Source organism: Trinickia sp. Y13, from assembly GCF_029522115.1.
In the GTDB taxonomy this organism is placed as follows: domain Bacteria; phylum Pseudomonadota; class Gammaproteobacteria; order Burkholderiales; family Burkholderiaceae; genus Trinickia.
Genome location: NZ_JAKWFK010000013.1, coordinates 1 through 16560, shown reverse-complemented (window position 1 = coordinate 16560; position 16560 = coordinate 1). Strand labels below are relative to the sequence as shown.

Annotated in this window: 14 protein-coding genes and 1 tRNA gene; 12 read left to right on the top strand and 3 right to left on the bottom strand. The window is 60.4% G+C overall.

What is annotated here, in order from left to right; genetic code table 11:
* Window positions 1–351 precede the first annotated feature (351 nt).
* The 3 genes from acs (at window position 352) to MMB74_RS20740 (ending at window position 4864) form a co-directional block, all read left to right on the top strand.
* The gene (gene acs / locus MMB74_RS20750) at window positions 352–2334 is read left to right on the top strand and encodes an acetate--CoA ligase (RefSeq protein WP_277430537.1); all 1983 of its coding nucleotides are present in this window, start codon (window positions 352–354) and stop codon (window positions 2332–2334) included.
* A gap of 200 nt (window positions 2335–2534) precedes the next feature.
* On the top strand, window positions 2535–2849 hold the full coding sequence (locus MMB74_RS20745) for a sodium/substrate symporter small subunit (protein WP_277430536.1): 315 nt from the start codon (window positions 2535–2537) through the stop codon (window positions 2847–2849).
* Entirely contained in the window at window positions 2846–4864 is a 2019-nt protein-coding gene (locus MMB74_RS20740; protein ID WP_277430535.1) for a sodium:solute symporter family protein, read from the top strand. Before MMB74_RS20745 ends, MMB74_RS20740 begins: the two co-directional genes overlap by 4 nt.
* A gap of 87 nt (window positions 4865–4951) precedes the next feature.
* Here MMB74_RS20740 and MMB74_RS20735 read toward each other — a convergent pair whose 3' ends face one another.
* Complete coding sequence (locus MMB74_RS20735; RefSeq protein ID WP_277430534.1) at window positions 4952–6454, bottom strand: DHA2 family efflux MFS transporter permease subunit; 1503 nt, start codon at window positions 6452–6454, stop codon at window positions 4952–4954.
* Between the two features lie 163 nt (window positions 6455–6617).
* On the opposite strand from MMB74_RS20735, the gene MMB74_RS20730 reads away from it, so the two are divergent.
* The 4 genes from MMB74_RS20730 to MMB74_RS20715 all read left to right on the top strand — a co-directional run bounded on the left by MMB74_RS20730 (window position 6618) and on the right by MMB74_RS20715 (window position 8168).
* Window positions 6618–6708, top strand: a tRNA-Ser gene (locus tag MMB74_RS20730).
* Between the two features lie 137 nt (window positions 6709–6845).
* Window positions 6846–7094 (top strand): Arm DNA-binding domain-containing protein, encoded by a 249-nt coding sequence (locus tag MMB74_RS20725; protein ID WP_277430533.1) that lies wholly within the window; start codon window positions 6846–6848, stop codon window positions 7092–7094.
* 61 nt (window positions 7095–7155) lie between these two features.
* A complete protein-coding gene (locus tag MMB74_RS20720; protein WP_277430532.1) occupies window positions 7156–7455 on the top strand; it encodes an FCD domain-containing protein in 300 nt (99 codons plus the stop codon).
* Between the two features lie 44 nt (window positions 7456–7499).
* Window positions 7500–8168: a cupin domain-containing protein gene (locus MMB74_RS20715; protein WP_277430531.1), complete on the top strand. Its 669-nt coding sequence runs from the start codon at window positions 7500–7502 to the stop codon at window positions 8166–8168.
* Between the two features lie 79 nt (window positions 8169–8247).
* Here MMB74_RS20715 and MMB74_RS20710 read toward each other — a convergent pair whose 3' ends face one another.
* Entirely contained in the window at window positions 8248–9144 is an 897-nt protein-coding gene (locus MMB74_RS20710) for a LysR family transcriptional regulator (protein WP_277430530.1), read from the bottom strand.
* Window positions 9145–9288: 144 nt separating this feature from the next.
* Here MMB74_RS20710 and MMB74_RS20705 point away from each other — a divergent pair, with 144 nt between their 5' ends.
* From MMB74_RS20705 to MMB74_RS20685, 5 genes are all read left to right on the top strand, one after another.
* Window positions 9289–10506, top strand: a complete 1218-nt coding sequence (locus MMB74_RS20705) for a MalY/PatB family protein (protein WP_277430664.1) — start codon at window positions 9289–9291, stop codon at window positions 10504–10506.
* 54 nt (window positions 10507–10560) lie between these two features.
* Window positions 10561–11358 (top strand): transporter substrate-binding domain-containing protein, encoded by a 798-nt coding sequence (locus MMB74_RS20700; protein ID WP_277430529.1) that lies wholly within the window; start codon window positions 10561–10563, stop codon window positions 11356–11358.
* A 47-nt stretch (window positions 11359–11405) separates the two neighbouring features.
* On the top strand, window positions 11406–12065 hold the full coding sequence (locus MMB74_RS20695) for an amino acid ABC transporter permease (RefSeq protein WP_277430528.1): 660 nt from the start codon (window positions 11406–11408) through the stop codon (window positions 12063–12065).
* Window positions 12066–12121: 56 nt separating this feature from the next.
* A complete protein-coding gene (locus MMB74_RS20690) occupies window positions 12122–12847 on the top strand; it encodes an amino acid ABC transporter ATP-binding protein (RefSeq protein WP_277430527.1) in 726 nt (241 codons plus the stop codon).
* A gap of 1237 nt (window positions 12848–14084) precedes the next feature.
* Window positions 14085–14702, top strand: a complete 618-nt coding sequence (locus MMB74_RS20685; protein WP_277430526.1) for a hypothetical protein — start codon at window positions 14085–14087, stop codon at window positions 14700–14702.
* An 843-nt stretch (window positions 14703–15545) separates the two neighbouring features.
* Here the strand turns inward: MMB74_RS20685 and MMB74_RS20680 are convergent.
* Complete coding sequence (locus MMB74_RS20680) at window positions 15546–16451, bottom strand: LysR substrate-binding domain-containing protein (protein WP_277430663.1); 906 nt, start codon at window positions 16449–16451, stop codon at window positions 15546–15548.
* Window positions 16452–16560: the final 109 nt, after the last annotated feature.

Here is a 16560-nt window from a genome sequence, read left to right as displayed (position 1 = left end):
GGTATGCGTGTGGCAGCGTAAACCCGCAGGAGGCTTCGAAGCGAGGCCCTGCAACGCGCTCCGCGATCTACCGAACTGTCCGAACGGTCTATGGCGCGCACTGTAAGTAGCCGGTAAGTTGTTGCCTTTACTGTGCGGTGACTATTGTCGGAGCGGGGTGCGGCGCCTCGCGTCATGTTGGGCGGTGAGCGGCGCCGGGAGCGCCGGTCGTTGCCGCATACTGCGTTATTGCGCCCGGCTTCGTTGCGATGCGGCATTCATGCTTTCTCGCGCGGCTTCGCGGCATGTGTTCGCTGCCGAAATCGGCCGGCGCCGGATTCAGATTTCATCTTGTCCATAAGGGAGTTGTCGATGTCTGCGATTGAATCTGTTCTTCACGAAAGTCGGGTGTTCGCGCCGTCCGCGGAAAGCGTGGCCGGGGCGACGATTTCGGGAATGGACGCATACCGGGCGCTGATGGCCGAGGCCGAGCGGGATTACGACGGCTTTTGGGCGAAGCTCGCGCGCGACACCCTCACGTGGCGCAAGCCGTTCAGCAAGGTGCTCGACGAAACGAATGCGCCGTTTTACACGTGGTTCGAGGACGGCGAACTGAACGCGTCGCACAACTGCCTGGACCGTCATGTCGAAGCGGGCAAGGGCGATCGCACGGCGATCGTCTTCGAGGCCGACGACGGCGCCGTCACGCGCGTCACGTACCAGGACTTGTTGCAACGCGTCTGCCGCTTCGCCAATGTGCTCAAGCGGCGCGGCGTGAAGAAGGGCGATCGCGTCGTCATCTATATGCCGATGTCGATCGAAGGCGTCATCGCGATGCAGGCTTGCGCGCGTATCGGCGCGCCGCATTCGGTCGTGTTCGGCGGATTTTCGTCGAAGTCGCTCAACGAGCGGCTCGTGGACGTCGGCGCGGTTGCGCTCGTCACGGCGGACGAGCAAATGCGCGGCGGCAAGGCGCTGCCGCTCAAAGCGATTGCCGACGAAGCGCTTGCGATGGGCGGATGCGAAGCCGTCAAGAGCGTGATCGTCTATCGCCGCACGGGCGGCAAGGTCGAGTGGGATGCATCGCGCGATCTTTGGATGCACGAGGCTGTCGCGCAGGAAGCCGATACCTGCGAGCCCGAATGGGTCGGCGCCGAGCATCCCTTGTTCGTGCTCTATACGTCGGGCTCGACGGGCAAGCCCAAGGGCGTGCAGCACAGCACGGGCGGCTACCTCTTGTGGGCCGCGCAGACCATCAAATGGACGTTCGACTGGAAGCCGTCGGACGTGTTCTGGTGCACGGCCGATATCGGCTGGGTCACGGGCCACACGTACATCACCTATGGGCCGCTTGCGCTCGGCGCGACGCAGGTCGTGTTCGAAGGCGTGCCGACCTACCCCGACGGCGGCCGCTTCTGGAACATGATCGAGAAGCACAAGGTCAGCATCTTCTATACGGCGCCCACGGCCATCCGTTCGCTGATCAAGATTGCCGAGGCGGACGCCAAGGTGCATCCCAAGAGCTACGACTTGTCGAGCTTGCGCATTCTCGGAACCGTTGGCGAACCGATCAATCCTGAAGCGTGGATCTGGTATCACGAGCAAGTGGGCGGTGCGCGTTGCCCCGTGGTCGATACGTGGTGGCAGACGGAAACGGGCGGGCACATGATTGCGCCGATGCCGGGGGCGACGCCGCTCGTGCCGGGCTCCTGCACTTTGCCGCTGCCGGGCATCATGGCTGCGATCGTCGACGAGACGGGCCAGGACGTGCCGAACGGGCAGGGCGGCATTCTCGTCGTGAAGCGGCCGTGGCCGGCGATGCTGCGCACCGTCTGGGGCGACCCCGAACGCTTCAAGAAGAGCTATTTCCCGGAGGAGTTGGGCGGCAAGCTCTATCTGGCTGGCGATGGCTCGGTGCGTGACAAGGAAACGGGCTACTTCACGATCATGGGCCGCATCGACGACGTGCTCAACGTCTCGGGCCACCGCCTCGGGACGATGGAGATCGAGTCGGCGTTGGTGTCCAATCCGATGGTCGCCGAAGCGGCCGTGGTGGGCCGTCCCGACGATACGACGGGGGAAGCCGTTGTCGCATTCGTCGTGCTCAAGCGGCCGCGTCCGGAAGGCGAGGAGGCGGTCAAGCTCGCCAACGAGTTGCGCGCTTGGGTAGGCAAGGAGATCGGGCCGATCGCGAAGCCCAAGGACGTGCGCTTCGGCGAGAACCTGCCGAAGACCCGCTCCGGCAAGATCATGCGGCGCTTGCTGCGCTCGCTGGCCAAGGGCGAAGAGATCACGCAAGACGTCTCGACGCTGGAGAATCCCGCGATTCTCGATCAGCTCGCGCAGGTGCGTTGACGGGCGGCGCCGCGTCGCGCCCGTCGTAGCGGCGCGTGCGGTGCTCGTTTTAGGCCACTTGCGGCGCGGCGATCAGGCGCGGCGCGGACAATCCCGATTGCCCGTGCCGCGCCTTTTTGATACATAGGCGCATGGCCGCGCCACGCTCCTTCGATCCCATTGCACAAACCTCGCTCGAACCGCCTCCGGTATCGCGCGCAATGGCTGCTGCCCATCGGCGTTACTGGCGCTTCAATGTGATGCTGATTAGTGTGCTGATGCTGATCGGCTTCGCCGTCTCGTTCGTCGTCCCCCTCTTCGCGCGGACGTTGTCGAGTGTGCGTGTGGCCGGGTTTCGATTGCCGTTCTACCTCGGCGCTCAAGGCGCGATTCTCATCTATCTGCTGCTGATCGTCATCTACATCGCGGCGATGACGCGCGCGGACCAGCGCTTGCGACTGGCCGCCGATGCCGATGTCGTGACCGATGCCGCGAGCGGCGCCACTAGGGACGCCACTGAGGACGCCGCGCGATGAAGCTCGTGAACCGGCTGGTGCGCGCGTATGCGCTCTATACGCTCGGCTTCCTGCTGTTCATCTATGCGATGTGGCGTGTCGAACGTGCGGCGGGGCCGGGTGTTTGGGTCGGCTATGTATTCCTATTCGTGCCGATCGCCGTGTATGCCGTGATCGGCTTGCTGTCGCGCACATCCGATCTGGTCGAATACTACGTGGCGGGGCGGCGCGTGCCCGCGGCATTCAACGGCATGGCGACAGCGGCGGACTGGCTCTCCGCGGCTTCCTTCATCGGCTTGGCCGGCTCGATCTACGCGACGGGCTACGATGGGCTCGCGTATCTGATGGGATGGACGGGCGGCTACTGTCTCGTTGCGTTCTTGCTTGCGCCCTACGTGCGCAAGCTCGCGCGCTATACGATTCCCGATTTTTTGGGCACACGCTATTCGAGCAACGTCGTGCGGGGTATCGCCGCGATGGCGGCCATCCTGTGTTCGTTCGTTTATCTCGTCGCGCAGATCCAAGGCGTGGGGATCATCGCGACGCGTTTCATCGGCGTGGACTTTGCGATCGGCATCGCATGCGGGCTGGCCGGCATCCTCGTCTGTTCGTTTCTTGGCGGCATGCGCGCGGTGACGTGGACGCAGGTGGCGCAGTACATCATTCTCATCAGCGCGTTCTTGATACCGGTGTCGATGATCGCGCACAAAGATGGCCTCGGATGGGTGCCGCAACTGACCTATGGCCGGCTGATGCAGCGCATGGAGAAGCTGGACCGCGCGGTGCGCGACGCGCCTGAAGAACGCAGCGTGCGCGCAGCGTATCGGGACCGAGCCGCTCACATCGACGCACAAATCGCTGCGTTGCCAGGTTCGTATCTCGACGAGAAAGCGAGCCTCATGCGCGAGTTGGACACCCTGCGTCGACGCAATGGGCCGCTCAGGGAGATTCATCAGCGCGAGGCCGCGCTCGAAGCATTTCCGCGCGATGCGCACGCCGCCCGTATCGTTTGGACGCAGGCGCGTGACGACCTGCTCGCGCGCGCCACCGATCCCGTGCCGATGCACGAACCGTTTCCCGCGCCTAACGATGACGAACGGCGCACGCACGAACGCAATTTTTTGTCGCTATTGCTGTGCTTGTCGCTCGGCACGGCGAGTCTGCCGCACATTCTGACGCGCTATCACACGACGACGTCCGTCGGCTCTGCGCGGCGTTCGGTGGCGTGGACGTTATTCTTCATTGCGTTGTTCTATGTGAGCGCGCCGGTGCTGGCGGTGCTCATCAAGTATGAGGTGTTGACGCATCTCGTGGGGCGGCCGATGTCCGACTGGCCTGCGTGGGTGACGCAGTGGCATCGTGCGGAGCCGACGCTGCTCAGCATTGGCGACGGGAACGGCGAGGGCGTGATCCGCTGGTCGGCGATTCGAATGCAGCCCGATATGATCGTGCTGGCGGCGCCGGAAATTGCCGGGTTGCCGTATGTCATCTCCGGCTTGGTTGCGGCGGGGGCATTGGCAGCGGCGTTGTCGACCGCCGATGGTTTATTGCTGACGATCGCCAATGCGTTATCGCACGACGTCTACTACCACATGGTCGATCCCTCGGCGTCTAGTCAGCGGCGCGTGACGATCTCGAAGATATTGCTGCTGGGCGTGGCGTTGTTCGCGTCGTATGTGGCCTCGCTCAATACGGGGAACATCTTGTTCTTGGTGGGCGCGGCATTTTCTCTTGCGGCGTCGAGTTTTTTCCCCGTGCTCGTGCTCGGCGTGTTTTGGAAGCGCACGACGCAGCGCGGCGCCGTGGCGGGCATGCTCGCGGGGTTGGGCGTATGCGTGTATTACATCGTCTCGACGTATCCGTATTTCAGGCAGCTGACAGGGTTCGCGGGGGCGCGCTGGTTCGGCATCGATCCGATCAGTTCCGGCGTATTCGGTGTACCGGCTGGGTTCGCGGCGACGATCGTGGTGAGCTTGCTCGATCGAGCGCCCGATGCTTATACGAAGGCACTCGTCGATTACATTCGGCATCCATAAAGGCGCACCCTCAGACGACGAAGGCGCGCTGTTGCACGCGCAGTGGATGGCGGCGGAGCGAGGCCGCGCGTGCCCAGAGCGGTCAGGTCAGTAGTGTTCCCTCGTGGCTTCTTTTCGGTTAGTCGGTGCGGGGCCGGTTGGCGTTGCGCTGTCGTGGTCCGCGGCCGATTGCATGCCGGCGCCGCTGGGTCGACCCGGCCGCAGCAGCGAGCCGCCAATCGCGCCTGCTGCGGCAGCAAAGAGAGCCCCGAACCAAAACGCAACGTGATAGCCGCTATTGAGCGCCGTCGCTGCGCTTGCCGAGGCCTGCAGCGCGTCGCTGCGCGCGGCGGCGAGACTTGCCAGCACCGCGAGGCCGAGCGCGCCGCCCATCATGAATGAGGTGTTGACGATGCCCGATGCGAGGCCGGAATCGCTCGGATCGACGTCGCTCATGGCGGCGAGCAGCATGGGATTGAAGGCGATGCCTGCGCCGACGCCGAGCAGGACCATGCCGGGCAACACGTCGAATACGAAGGTGCCGTCTACGGGCGCGCGAGCGAACAGCGCTAGACCGCACGCCGCGGCCAGCAGGCCTACTGCCAGCGGAAGACGCAGACCGAAGCGCATCACCACGCGCGCCGACAGGCCGAGCGAAAACAACGCCATGATCAGGTTGGCCGGCAAGAACGCCAAGCCGACTTGCAAGGGGCGATAGCCGAGGACGCGCTGCAGATACAACGCGGAGATGAAGAACCACGCGAACATGGCGGCGGCCCACAGGACGCCAGCGACGTTGGCGGTTGCGACGTTGCGCAGGCGGAAGAGGGCGAGCGGCATCAACGGATGCTGCGCGCGGGCTTCGATGGTTAGAAACGCTGCCATGAGCACGAGCGCCGCGAGCAAGAGGCCGAGCGTTTGCACCGAGGTCCAACCGGCTTTGTTGCCGTTGACGACGGCGTAGACGGCCAGCATCAACGAAGCCGTGACGGTCACGGCGCCGGCCACGTCGAGCCGTTCGCCGTGAGCATGGCCGGGTGCCTGGGGCAGGAGGGCCATGCAAAGTGCGTAGACGGCGATGCCGATGGGCAGGTTCACGAGAAAGATCCAGTGCCAGCTGAGCAGGTTCGTCAGCAAGCCGCCGAGCAATACGCCGATGCTGCCGCCGCCCGCGCAGACAAAGCCATACACGCCCATCGCTTTGGCGCGTTCGCCGGTCTCGGTGAACAGATTCATGATGAGCGAGAGCGAAACGGCGGAGACGACGGCGCCGCCCAAGCCCTGGACGGCGCGGGCGCAGACCAGTAGCGCCTGGGAGTTCGCTAGGCCGCAGGCGAGGGAGGCGAGCGTGAAGAGCGTGATGCCGCCGAGGAACAGCTTGCGATGGCCGTAAAGATCGCCGAGGCGTCCGCCAAGCAGCAGGCAACCGCCGAAGGTGAGCATGTAGGCGTTCACGACCCACACCAGCGAGGTTTCGGTGAAGCCGAGGTCCGCGGCGATCGAGGGCAACGCAACGTTGACGATCGTGGTGTCGAGCACGATCATGAGCACGCCGAGACATAGAACGATGAGCGCCAGCCAGCGTTTGTTGCCTTGGATCGAATGCGTCATGGGGAACTCCCGGGGCGGTGTTCGAGGACGGGTCCGATTCTATGACGAATCCGTTTGGAGGCTGGGCGAAGTGGGCCGATGTAGAGGGGCGAGCGGGCCTTCGTGTGGATTGTGCCGAGCGCATGCGCACCACTTGCAGACTCTGCTATAATCCTCGGCTCTCGGAGAGATGGATGAGCGGTTTAAGTCGCACGCCTGGAAAGCGTGTATAGGTTAACAGCCTATCGGGGGTTCGAATCCCCCTCTCTCCGCCAGTCAAGCTTCTCAGGCGGTCCCGCCGATTCTCAGCAAATCTCGCTCAGCCTTATCTGACGGGCGTTTTGTTGGTCTTAATGTTCTTGCCGCCTCCCAGGGCTACCCACATAATCGCAGCATGGTTTGTGGGTAGGCCATGGACTCTAAACAACTTTATCGCCTCAATGCTTTGCGCATCTCGCGGGAGATCGCGCCGGGCTATTACCCCGACGGTGGTGGGCTCTATTTGCAGATATCGGCGAGCGGCGCTCGGTCTTGGATCTTTCGCTACATGATCGAGCGGCGTTCCGGGTGGATGGGGCTCGGGCCGCTTTCAGCTATCTCTCTCGCTGAAGCGCGTGTGGAGGCCGCCCGCTGTCGCAAGCTCGGTCGCCGATGGCGCTGATCCTATAGATGCGCAGAAGGCCAATCGCGAACGCGCAGCCCTAGCGTCGCCGGGGGGGCTGGTGTTCAGCCAGGCGGTGGACTATATTGCGCGCCATAAGGGCAGTTGGAAAAACAAGAAGTACGCCCAGCAGTGGGAGAACACGCTCGCTACCTATGCCTATCCGATTATCGACAAGGCCGATGTGCGCGACGTCGATACACCTAAGCTCGGGCGCGACCATGACGAACTGATCGATGCGATCGCAAGGAAAGATGCCGATGCCGCCGAAAGAGCCGCGCACGAGCACACGATGCTGTTCCAGAAGCGGTTTCTCGACTACATGCGGCAAAACATGACGGAATCGCTGGCGATCTTGTAGTCTCGTCGGCGCAGCTTGTACAAGCGAACCAAGGGGAAACACCCATGCTTGTGAACGCAGATTTTTCGGCCTGGGCTGTCGTTAGGCCGAGCGAGTATCAATGGATCGCCTCCCCGCAAGCGGGGGTAGAGCGCGTGATGTTGGACCGCGTGGGCGACGAAGAAGCGCGAGCAACGAGCGTCGTGCGCTACGCAGCCGGTTCCGTTTTCCCGCGCCATCAGCATCCGCTGGGAGAGGAGATTTTCGTCCTTTCCGGCACCTTCTCTGAAGAAGGTATGGATTATCCGGCAGGCTCGTATTTGCGCAACCCGCCGGGGTCGAGCCATCGCCCGTCGAGCAGAGAGGGCGCGGTCATCTTCGTCAAGCTTCGACAGATGAAGCTGAGTGAAACCGGCGTGGTGCGTATCGATACGACTCATCCGAGGTCCTGGCAACGCCGGCAGGATGGGGAAATCTGTCCGTTGTTCTCGAACGATACCGAGCACGTTTGCCTCCGCCGTCTTGGCGCGAGCGAAGTGGCCTACGCGGACGCAACGGAAAGCGTCGAACTGCTGGTGCTGGAGGGAGAGGTCGTGATAGGAGCACAGTCCTATGACCGCGGTACCTGGGTTAGAGCACCGCAGGGCGCATGTCCGGCGATCGCGGCCGGCAGCATGGGTGCGACGTTCTATATGAAGACCTGCTCCGCAGTCGAAGGCACCGTCGGGCCGTAAGCATTCAAGCAACGCGTGTCGCCGCGCCCAACCGCGTGCGGCGACGCTGCCGATCTCGATCTTTGGCCCTCTGCCTGCATTACCTCCGACTGACCCCCATTTCGCGCGCGATGGCCATGAACCCGGCGATATAAGCGATTTCCTCCTCCCCGCGGCGAACGCCCAGGTTGATGCTCTTGGTGATGCCGCGCTTGCCAAGCCGCACCGGACGAACCGGCAGTCCTGCCCCCTCTTCACGAACGAGCCAGTCGGGCAGGACGGAAACTCCACGTTCCGCCGCCACAAGCTGGAGCATGAGATCGGTGGCTTCGGCGGTTCGGTGATTCTTGGGTTTGCAATGAGCGGGGATAAGGAACCGTGTGTAGATATCGAGTCGCTCCTCGCTCACGGGAACCGTGATCAGTTCTTCGCCGACAAGATCTCGGGGTTGCGCAAATGCACGCGCGGCCAAAGGGTGCTTCTCATGCACGACGAGAACCAGTTCGTAGTCGATCACAGGCGTGAATCGGATCTCCGGTAAATCGATTGGATCGGGCGTGACGAGCAGGTCGATCTCATGGCCGAGAAGCGCTGCGACGCCGTCGAATCGGAAGGCCGTCCGTACATCGAAATCGACGTCCGGCCAGGCCGCCAGATACGAAGGCGTCAGCCGCGACAGCCACTTTTGGCAAGGATGGCACTCCATGCCGACGCGCAGTGCCCCACGCCGGCCCTCGGCGAAATAGCTAAGAACCCGTTCGGCGTGATCGATTTGCGGCAACACGCGCTGCGCCAAGGCGAGCAAATACGCCCCGGCTTGCGTGAACCGCAATGCCCGGCCGTTCTTTGTCCATATCTTGACGCCGTGCTGCTCTTCAATCTTTCGGACCATGTGCGAAAGCGCGGACTGCGTGACGTTAAGCCGTTCAGCAGCGGCAGTGACGCTGCCCAAACGATCGACCTCCAGCAGGACGGCAAGTTGTTGACGGTCTAGCATCTATGATCTCCGCTCATGCATCCATGAAAACATACCATTTCTGCTCATGGGATTGCGTTGCTATTCTGACCGAAATTCGAGGCCGCGTCCCACGCGTGCCACCCAACCGAACAGGAGGGAAATGTGAACGCATACTCCGCAGCAATGAATGAAGGCGCCACTACCGGCAACATTGCTTGCGTATTCGACCAGGTGACGGATCGCAAGAACTCGAACTCGATGAAATGGGCGATCGCGGAGACGCTGCTGTCGGCCGACGAGGCCGAAGCGCAACCGCTGCCCATGTGGGTCGCGGACATGGATTTCCGTGCCCCCCAGCCCGTGATCGACGCCCTTCATGAAGCGGTAGAACACGGCATCTTCGGCTATCCCGGTGGTGCGACCGATAGTTACCTGAATGCGGTTGTGAGCTGGCAAGCGAGGCGATTCGGCTGGGAAGTGTCCAAGGAATGGGTGGCGCAGACGTCCGGCATCATCACCACATTGAAGACAGCCGTACAAGCGTTCTCCGCGCCTGGCGACTCGGTGCTGATTCAGCCGCCTGTCTACGCCCACTTCCACAATGACGTGCTGATGAATGGCCGTCACCTCGCGCTCGCTCCCCTCGAGCGTACCGAGACAGGCTATCGCTTCAACGAACAGACCTTCGAAGCGGCGATTCGTGGCAACACGAAACTCTTCATCCTCAGCCATCCACACAATCCGACGGGCAACGTGTGGTCCGAGGGCGAGCTGTGTGCGATGGGCGAGATCTGTCTGCGCCATGGCGTCCTCGTCATTTCTGACGAGATCCATCAGGACTTGATCATCAACCCGGCGAAAAAGCACATTCCCTTTGCTTCCCTAGGGGACAAGTTCGCGCAAAACAGTATCACCTGCACGGCGCCCAGCAAGACATTCAATCTGCCCGGTTTGCAAAGCGCCAACGTGTTCATACCGAACCGGCGTGTGCGCGACGAATTGCTTAGGCAGTACGACAGAAACATGTTCCCGCTGGTGAACACGCTCGGGATGGTCGCGGCCGAGGCGGCCTACGCACACGGCGAGCCGTGGCTCGAGGAGATGCTGACCTACCTTCGCTCGAACCATGCTCACTTCCGAAACGCCGTGAACGAGGCGACGATGAAGATCAAGGTGCTACCGGCGGACGCCCTATACCTGGCGTGGATGGATTGCCGTGCGCTCGGGATGGATGCAGTTGCACTCGACAAATTTATGCTGACCCAAGCGCGCCTTTGGCTCGATAAGGGACAAAAATTCGGCATCGAGGGACATGGCTATATGCGGGTGAACCTCGGCTGCCCTCGCGCCACGGTGGACGAGGCGATTCGCAGGCTTACGGCAGTGGTGGCGGGACTGTGAGCGGCGGACAAGCCCACTCATAGCGTTTATTCCTATTACATTGGAGACAAAATCATGAACATTAAAAAGGCCGTTTTGGTGGCGGCGCTGTCGGTATCGGCTGCATGCGTATCCTTCGGGGCACATGCGCAAGATCTGCTCGACACGATCAAGGCGCGGGGCACGCTGATGATCGCCATGGAGGGCACCTATCCTCCGTTCGACTATCGCGATTCGCGCGGGATCTTGCAGGGTTTTGACGTTGATGTCGCTAGGGCGCTTGCCGCAAAGCTCGGTGTCAAGCCGGACTTTTATACCGGCGAATGGTCGGGCCTGATCGGCGGCCTGCAGGCCGGTAAGTTCGATGTCGTGATCAATCAAGTGACCATCACCCAAAAGCGGCGGGAGTCGCTTGATTTCAGCCCTCCGTATGCTTACTCGGCGGTTCAGGTATTGGAGCGCAAGGACGACAAGAGCGAGTACCCGAGTCTCGACGACCTGAAGGGTAAGCGCGTCGCGGTCACGCTCGGTTCGAACTTCGCGGACTTGGCCAAATCGGTCCCCGACATCAACGTGCAAACTTACCCCGGCATGTCTGAAGCGCTCAGCGATCTCGTGGGCGGTCGCGCCGATGCGTATCTGAACGACCGGTTGTTCGTGCCTTATCTCATCAAAACGTCGAACGTGCCGATTCGTGGGGGCGCTCTGTTGAAGAACACGAGCGATGAAATCGGCATTCCGTTCCGCAAGGGCAATCCGAAGTTTTCGGCTGCGGTGAACGACGCGCTCACTTCCATGCGAAACGACGGCACGCTGGCCGAGATTTCGAAGAAATGGTTCGGTGTGGATGTCAGCCGTCCTGTCGGCAATTGATGCGTTAGTCGATAGTCAGGTCGAGTGGCCAGCCGGAGAATGACGAGATGGACCAGTTCAATTTGGTGATGAATTACGCCCCGACGTTGTTGATGGGCGTCGTATTGACCGTGAAGTTCGCGGTTGCAGCGATGGCGTTCGGGCTCGTGCTCGGCGCCTTCACGGCCGTGTTGAGAATCGGCGGCAATCGCGCGTTGGATCGTCTTGCGCAAGCCTATGTCAGCGTCATGCGGGGCACGCCGCTCCTGGTGCAGATGTTCGTCGTGTACTACGGTTTGCCCGACGTGGGGATTTCGCTGTCGCCAACTACAGCCGGGATCCTGACGCTGACTTTGAATGCCGGTGCGTATCTTTCAGAGAGCATGCGAGGCGCGATTCTGGGCATTGCTCGCGGGCAATGGAGCGCGTCGCACAGCTTGGGGCTGACCTACGTTCAAACGCTGCGTTACGTGGTGGGCCCGCAGGCGCTGCGCCTTGCGGTGCCGTCCATGGGCAATACGCTCATCAGCCTGATCAAGGATACGTCGCTCGTTTCCGTGATCACCGTGAAGGAGTTGCTTCGCTCTGCGCAAGAGGTCATCGCAACGACGTTTCAGCCGTTGCCGTTGTATCTCGGCGCGGCCGCGCTGTACTGGGTATTGAGTTCGCTGCTGTCTGCCGTTCAGAGTCGCCTGGAAGGGCGGCTTGCGTTGCAGACCCGGCATTAGGCAGCGCACGAAGCGCTGCTCTCTATCGAGCAAACATACAGTTCGCGGAAGATGACATGATCGACATCAATAACGTTTCGAAGTGGTACGGCCAACACCGCGTGCTGGATGGCTGCAGCACGGTCGTTCAGAAGGGCGAGGTGGTCGTTGTATGCGGACCCTCGGGTTCTGGGAAATCGACACTGATCAAGACCATCAACGGATTGGAGAGTTTTCAGAAAGGCTCGATCACCGTGGATGGCGTGAGCGTAGGGCATTCGAAAACGGACCTTACCGCTCTGCGCACGCGAGTCGGAATGGTCTTCCAGCACTTCGAGCTGTTCCCGCACATGAGTGTGCTGCAGAACCTGACGCTGGCCCAGGTGAAGGTGCTGGGCCGCTCTCGCGAGGAAGCGGATGCGAAGGGATTGGCGCTGCTCGATCGCGTGGGGCTGAAATCGCACGCCAGCAAGTATCCGGGGCAGATGTCGGGTGGGCAGCAGCAGCGGGTGGCCATCGCGCGGGCGTTATCGATGGACCCGACAGCGATCCTGTTCGACGAACCGACATCCGCGCTCGATCCCGAGATGATCAACGAGGTCTTGGACGTGATGATCGAGCTCGCACAAGAGGGGATGACGATGGTCTGCGTGACCCATGAGATGGGCTTCGCCAAAAAGGTCGCAGATCGAGTTCTGTTTATGGATGCAGGCGTAATCGTTGAGGACTGCGTCAAAGACAGCTTCTTCGGCACTCCCCGTTCGAGTCGCGCTCGAGATTTTCTCGCGAAGGTTCTGCATTGACTTACGGGAGGCAATCGCGGCCGGCGCGGGCCCGGCGCGTTGCCCCCGCAGCAGTCAGGTCCGTGCGAGAAGGGCCGCGCTTGGCACCAGCGTAGGGCGGCTCTTGATCCGAATGAGAGTTGGGTGGTACCTCTGTCGACAACGATCGGATCATTCGAGAAGGCGTTGCATAACAGCGGCGGGGTATTGCCTTGCGAACGGGAAGGGACTTGCATGCTGTCGAGCGTGACCGTTGCGATCGACATCGCGATGGTTGGGAGGCGTGGGCGGGCGATTTCGAACAACAGGGGAATCGACACGCGAGCAAAACAATCTGCCGGGCTCTGACGGCGCATATGCCCGAATCAGGGGTGCCAATATTGAGACTCATGCGCCGGACAAATCGAGGCGACGGCCCGCCCGGCCCGCTTTGCCGGCCCGACTCGACGCAGTAAGCAGTTCTCGTCATACAATAGCGACAGGCCGATCCGTCCCGTGGCTCCTTCGGGTAGCGGATCGGCTATCTATGAGAGTAGATAGAAAAAAAGAAAAAGGATTACGCGTGTCACAACAACCAGAGCAGCCAACGAAAGTCGAAAGTTGGACTTATCCCTTCTCACTCAAGCGTACGAACGGTCCGTCCGCGCGCGACAGATCTTGCCGTATTTGAACAAATACGCGAAGGGGTATGGGATAACAACGCCGAGAAGAATTGCGCACTTTCTCTCTCAAGTTGCGACGGAGAGCGGATTCAAGAATATTGAAGAGAGGTTGGATTGCTCCGAAAAAAGAATGAAAGAGGTTTATGGGTGTAAATTGCCGCCTCGCGGGAATCATGTGGCTAAATTCAATATAGTCAACGATGATGTGGTATGCAATTTCTGACAACTTCGACCTGCGCTATGGACCAATCCTGATCGCTATGCGCACAGTCCTGAGTATCTGGCTAACCTTGTTTATGCAGACAGATACCACAACGGTCCGGAGACGAGTGGTGATGGCTATAAATACAGGGGGCGTGGCCTTATCCAAACCACGTTCAAGGCTAACTACGAAATATTCAATAGAGAGCACAATCGTCGTTTTCCAGATGATCAGAAAGATTTTGTGGCTAACCCCGATCTCCTTCTCTCGAATCTCGAGTATGGAGTGGAATCTGCATTCGTCTATTGGGTCGTGACTCGAAGCGTAAATTCAGTGGCAGATACGGGCGATGTTGCCGCAGTGACACAGCAGATCAACGGAGGCCAGAATAGACATGCTGAAAGATTTATTGCATACAACAAAGTCGCACCGCTTTTGGGACTTCCGCAAGAGCCCAACTAGGCGTTTTCTTTGTGGCCTTGCGTGCTGTGTTTTTCTTTCATCCGCTTCCATCGCCTATGCGAGCGAGACGAAATCTGCCGCATGCCCGGCTGTGTCGCCGTCGACGGGAGTGTTTTCTGCGGGTAAAATATATCAAGATTCTGTCGTTTCAATCGAAAAAGATGAAACGGATCAGACGATAAGTGTGTCAATTTATAGGCAGAATTCAAGCAGCTGTCAAAAAACGACATTCGCGAAGTACTCGATAGAGGGTGGGGCGCCGAATGTCGACTCAATTTTCTTTATGAATCTCAAAGGTAAGTCAAATATTTTCACTATTGTCCATTGGAATGTCAATTCTCGTGGCATTGGCACGTATGGAAAGTACTATCAAGTATATGCATACACCAAGGATGAGCAAGGACGACTGGTCGAAAATAAAAGCGTGGTCGACAACAGCGCAATGACGGGAATGGATGGGTATCAAGAGGGCGAAGAGACTACCTTTCCGTACAAGACGGCAGGCGCCGTGAAATCCTTTTTCAAGTGCGGTCAGGCTAACTGCAAGTAGGGGTTCATCTCGGAGCGGGTGCAGGTTGGCGCGCGAACCCTGCAAATCAGCGCGGTCGTGCCGGAGAGGATGTAGGCCGTAGCGGAGGCGCCGTGGAGCCGGGGCTGCTCGTCAAGATCAATTGCGACAACGCTCGTGAGAATTCCGTAGGCACGCGGGCTATGCGAACTTAACGGGGCGCGGGTTTGTGGGTAGAGTTGTGGGTGCGCCACACCCGACAAGATGGAATTCATATCTGGCGCGGGTTTCCGGCCGACATTTGTCTCACCCTCTCTCCGCCAGTCTCACGCGTTCTCGCCGATTCTCAGGCAATCTCTTAAACCCTTGAATAGCCGAGAGGTGCGCGCGGAAGCGGGCCATACAGGGAATGTTGGTCGGACGCGTTGGTCCCTCACCGATGCGCGCATGCCGATCGCGAGTTCGATCTCAAAGCGCACATAAGTGCAATTCCTGACTCTCACCGTCCGGCCCAGTCCCCTGGATTTGCCGACGCACCGGGCGATGCGGTTGGGCGCCGTTATCCGTCACCAATCAAAGCCGTTCCGTGAACAGACAGCACCTGACCGCCGTCGGAGTTGCTCGCAACAGCAGCCGCCAGGTGAGCAACGGCGAAGCAGGCGGAAAGGGTGATGCCAATTACAGCTTGGTCAGTACGCGTTTGGACTACTTCCTCTTCAAGCGTACGGACGTCTACACGCGTGTTGTCTATGAAAAGCATGCGGCACGGACGGGGCATTTTTACATCGGCGCTAACAGGTAGCGCCCCGCCGCCGAACTTCGATCGCTGCGCTTGTCACGACTACGATGGCCCACGGCGGATCGCGTCGCCGACCGCGCCGCTGGTCACCCCAAGCCCAGTGGCTCCCGATAGCTGCGTGCCTCCCGCTCAATCCATTTACGAAGAGTTGTTAGGGACGCACTGTCCAATTTCTGCTCAGGATAGATGAGGAAGTACGATCGATCGCTCAGGTATTCATGCTGTACGACTGGAATCAACACGCGGCGGCTTAACTCATCCTCGATCAGCAGGCGTGGAATCAGCGCGATACCCATCCCTTGAATGGCGGCCTCTGTCTGCATAGAAAATAGCTCGAACCTTGGCCCCGACATGTCGCCGTCCACCTGCATGCCGCGTGACGCGAACCAATCGCGCCACGCATATGGTCGCGTGCTTTGCTGCAGCAAACGATAGCGGGGCCAATCGGAGGTTTTCAGCGTTTTTCTGGGTGCGATGAGATCGGGACTGCACACGGCGATCAAACTCTCACGCATCAGGAACTGGCTTCGCGTGCCGGGCCACGTTGCCGGTCCCGCGTATAAGGCAGCGTCGAACTCTGTATCGTCGAACAGAAACGGACGCGTGCGCGTCGTGAGGTTGAGCGTGATGTCCGGATGGGCCGACATGAACTTCGGCATGCGCGGGAGCAGCCACTTCGTAGCGAACGTAGGTACAACCGCAACTTCGAGCGTACCCCCGGTACCGCCTCTGCCCATCAACTCCACCGTATCGCGTTCGACGTCGTCGAGGCGAGCGGCCACTTTGCGGCTGTAGGCAAGCCCGGCTTCTGTTAGCACCACCCCTCGTCTATCTCGACGAAAAAGCTTGAGACCGAGAAAATCCTCCAACGAGGCGATTTGTCTGCAGATTGCGCTTTGCGTCACCGCGAGCTCATCGGCGGCTCTCGTGAAGCTCTGGTGGCGTGCTGCCGCTTCAAACGAGGACAGTGCCAGGGTAATCCTCCCCTGCAGTAAGCGGGATCAGAAGTAGAATTTCCAGCAAAGGGAGTTCTACGCAATGAAGAAGTCGAAGTTCACGGATAGCCAGATCATGGACGCGCTCAAGCGCGCGGAAGCCGGC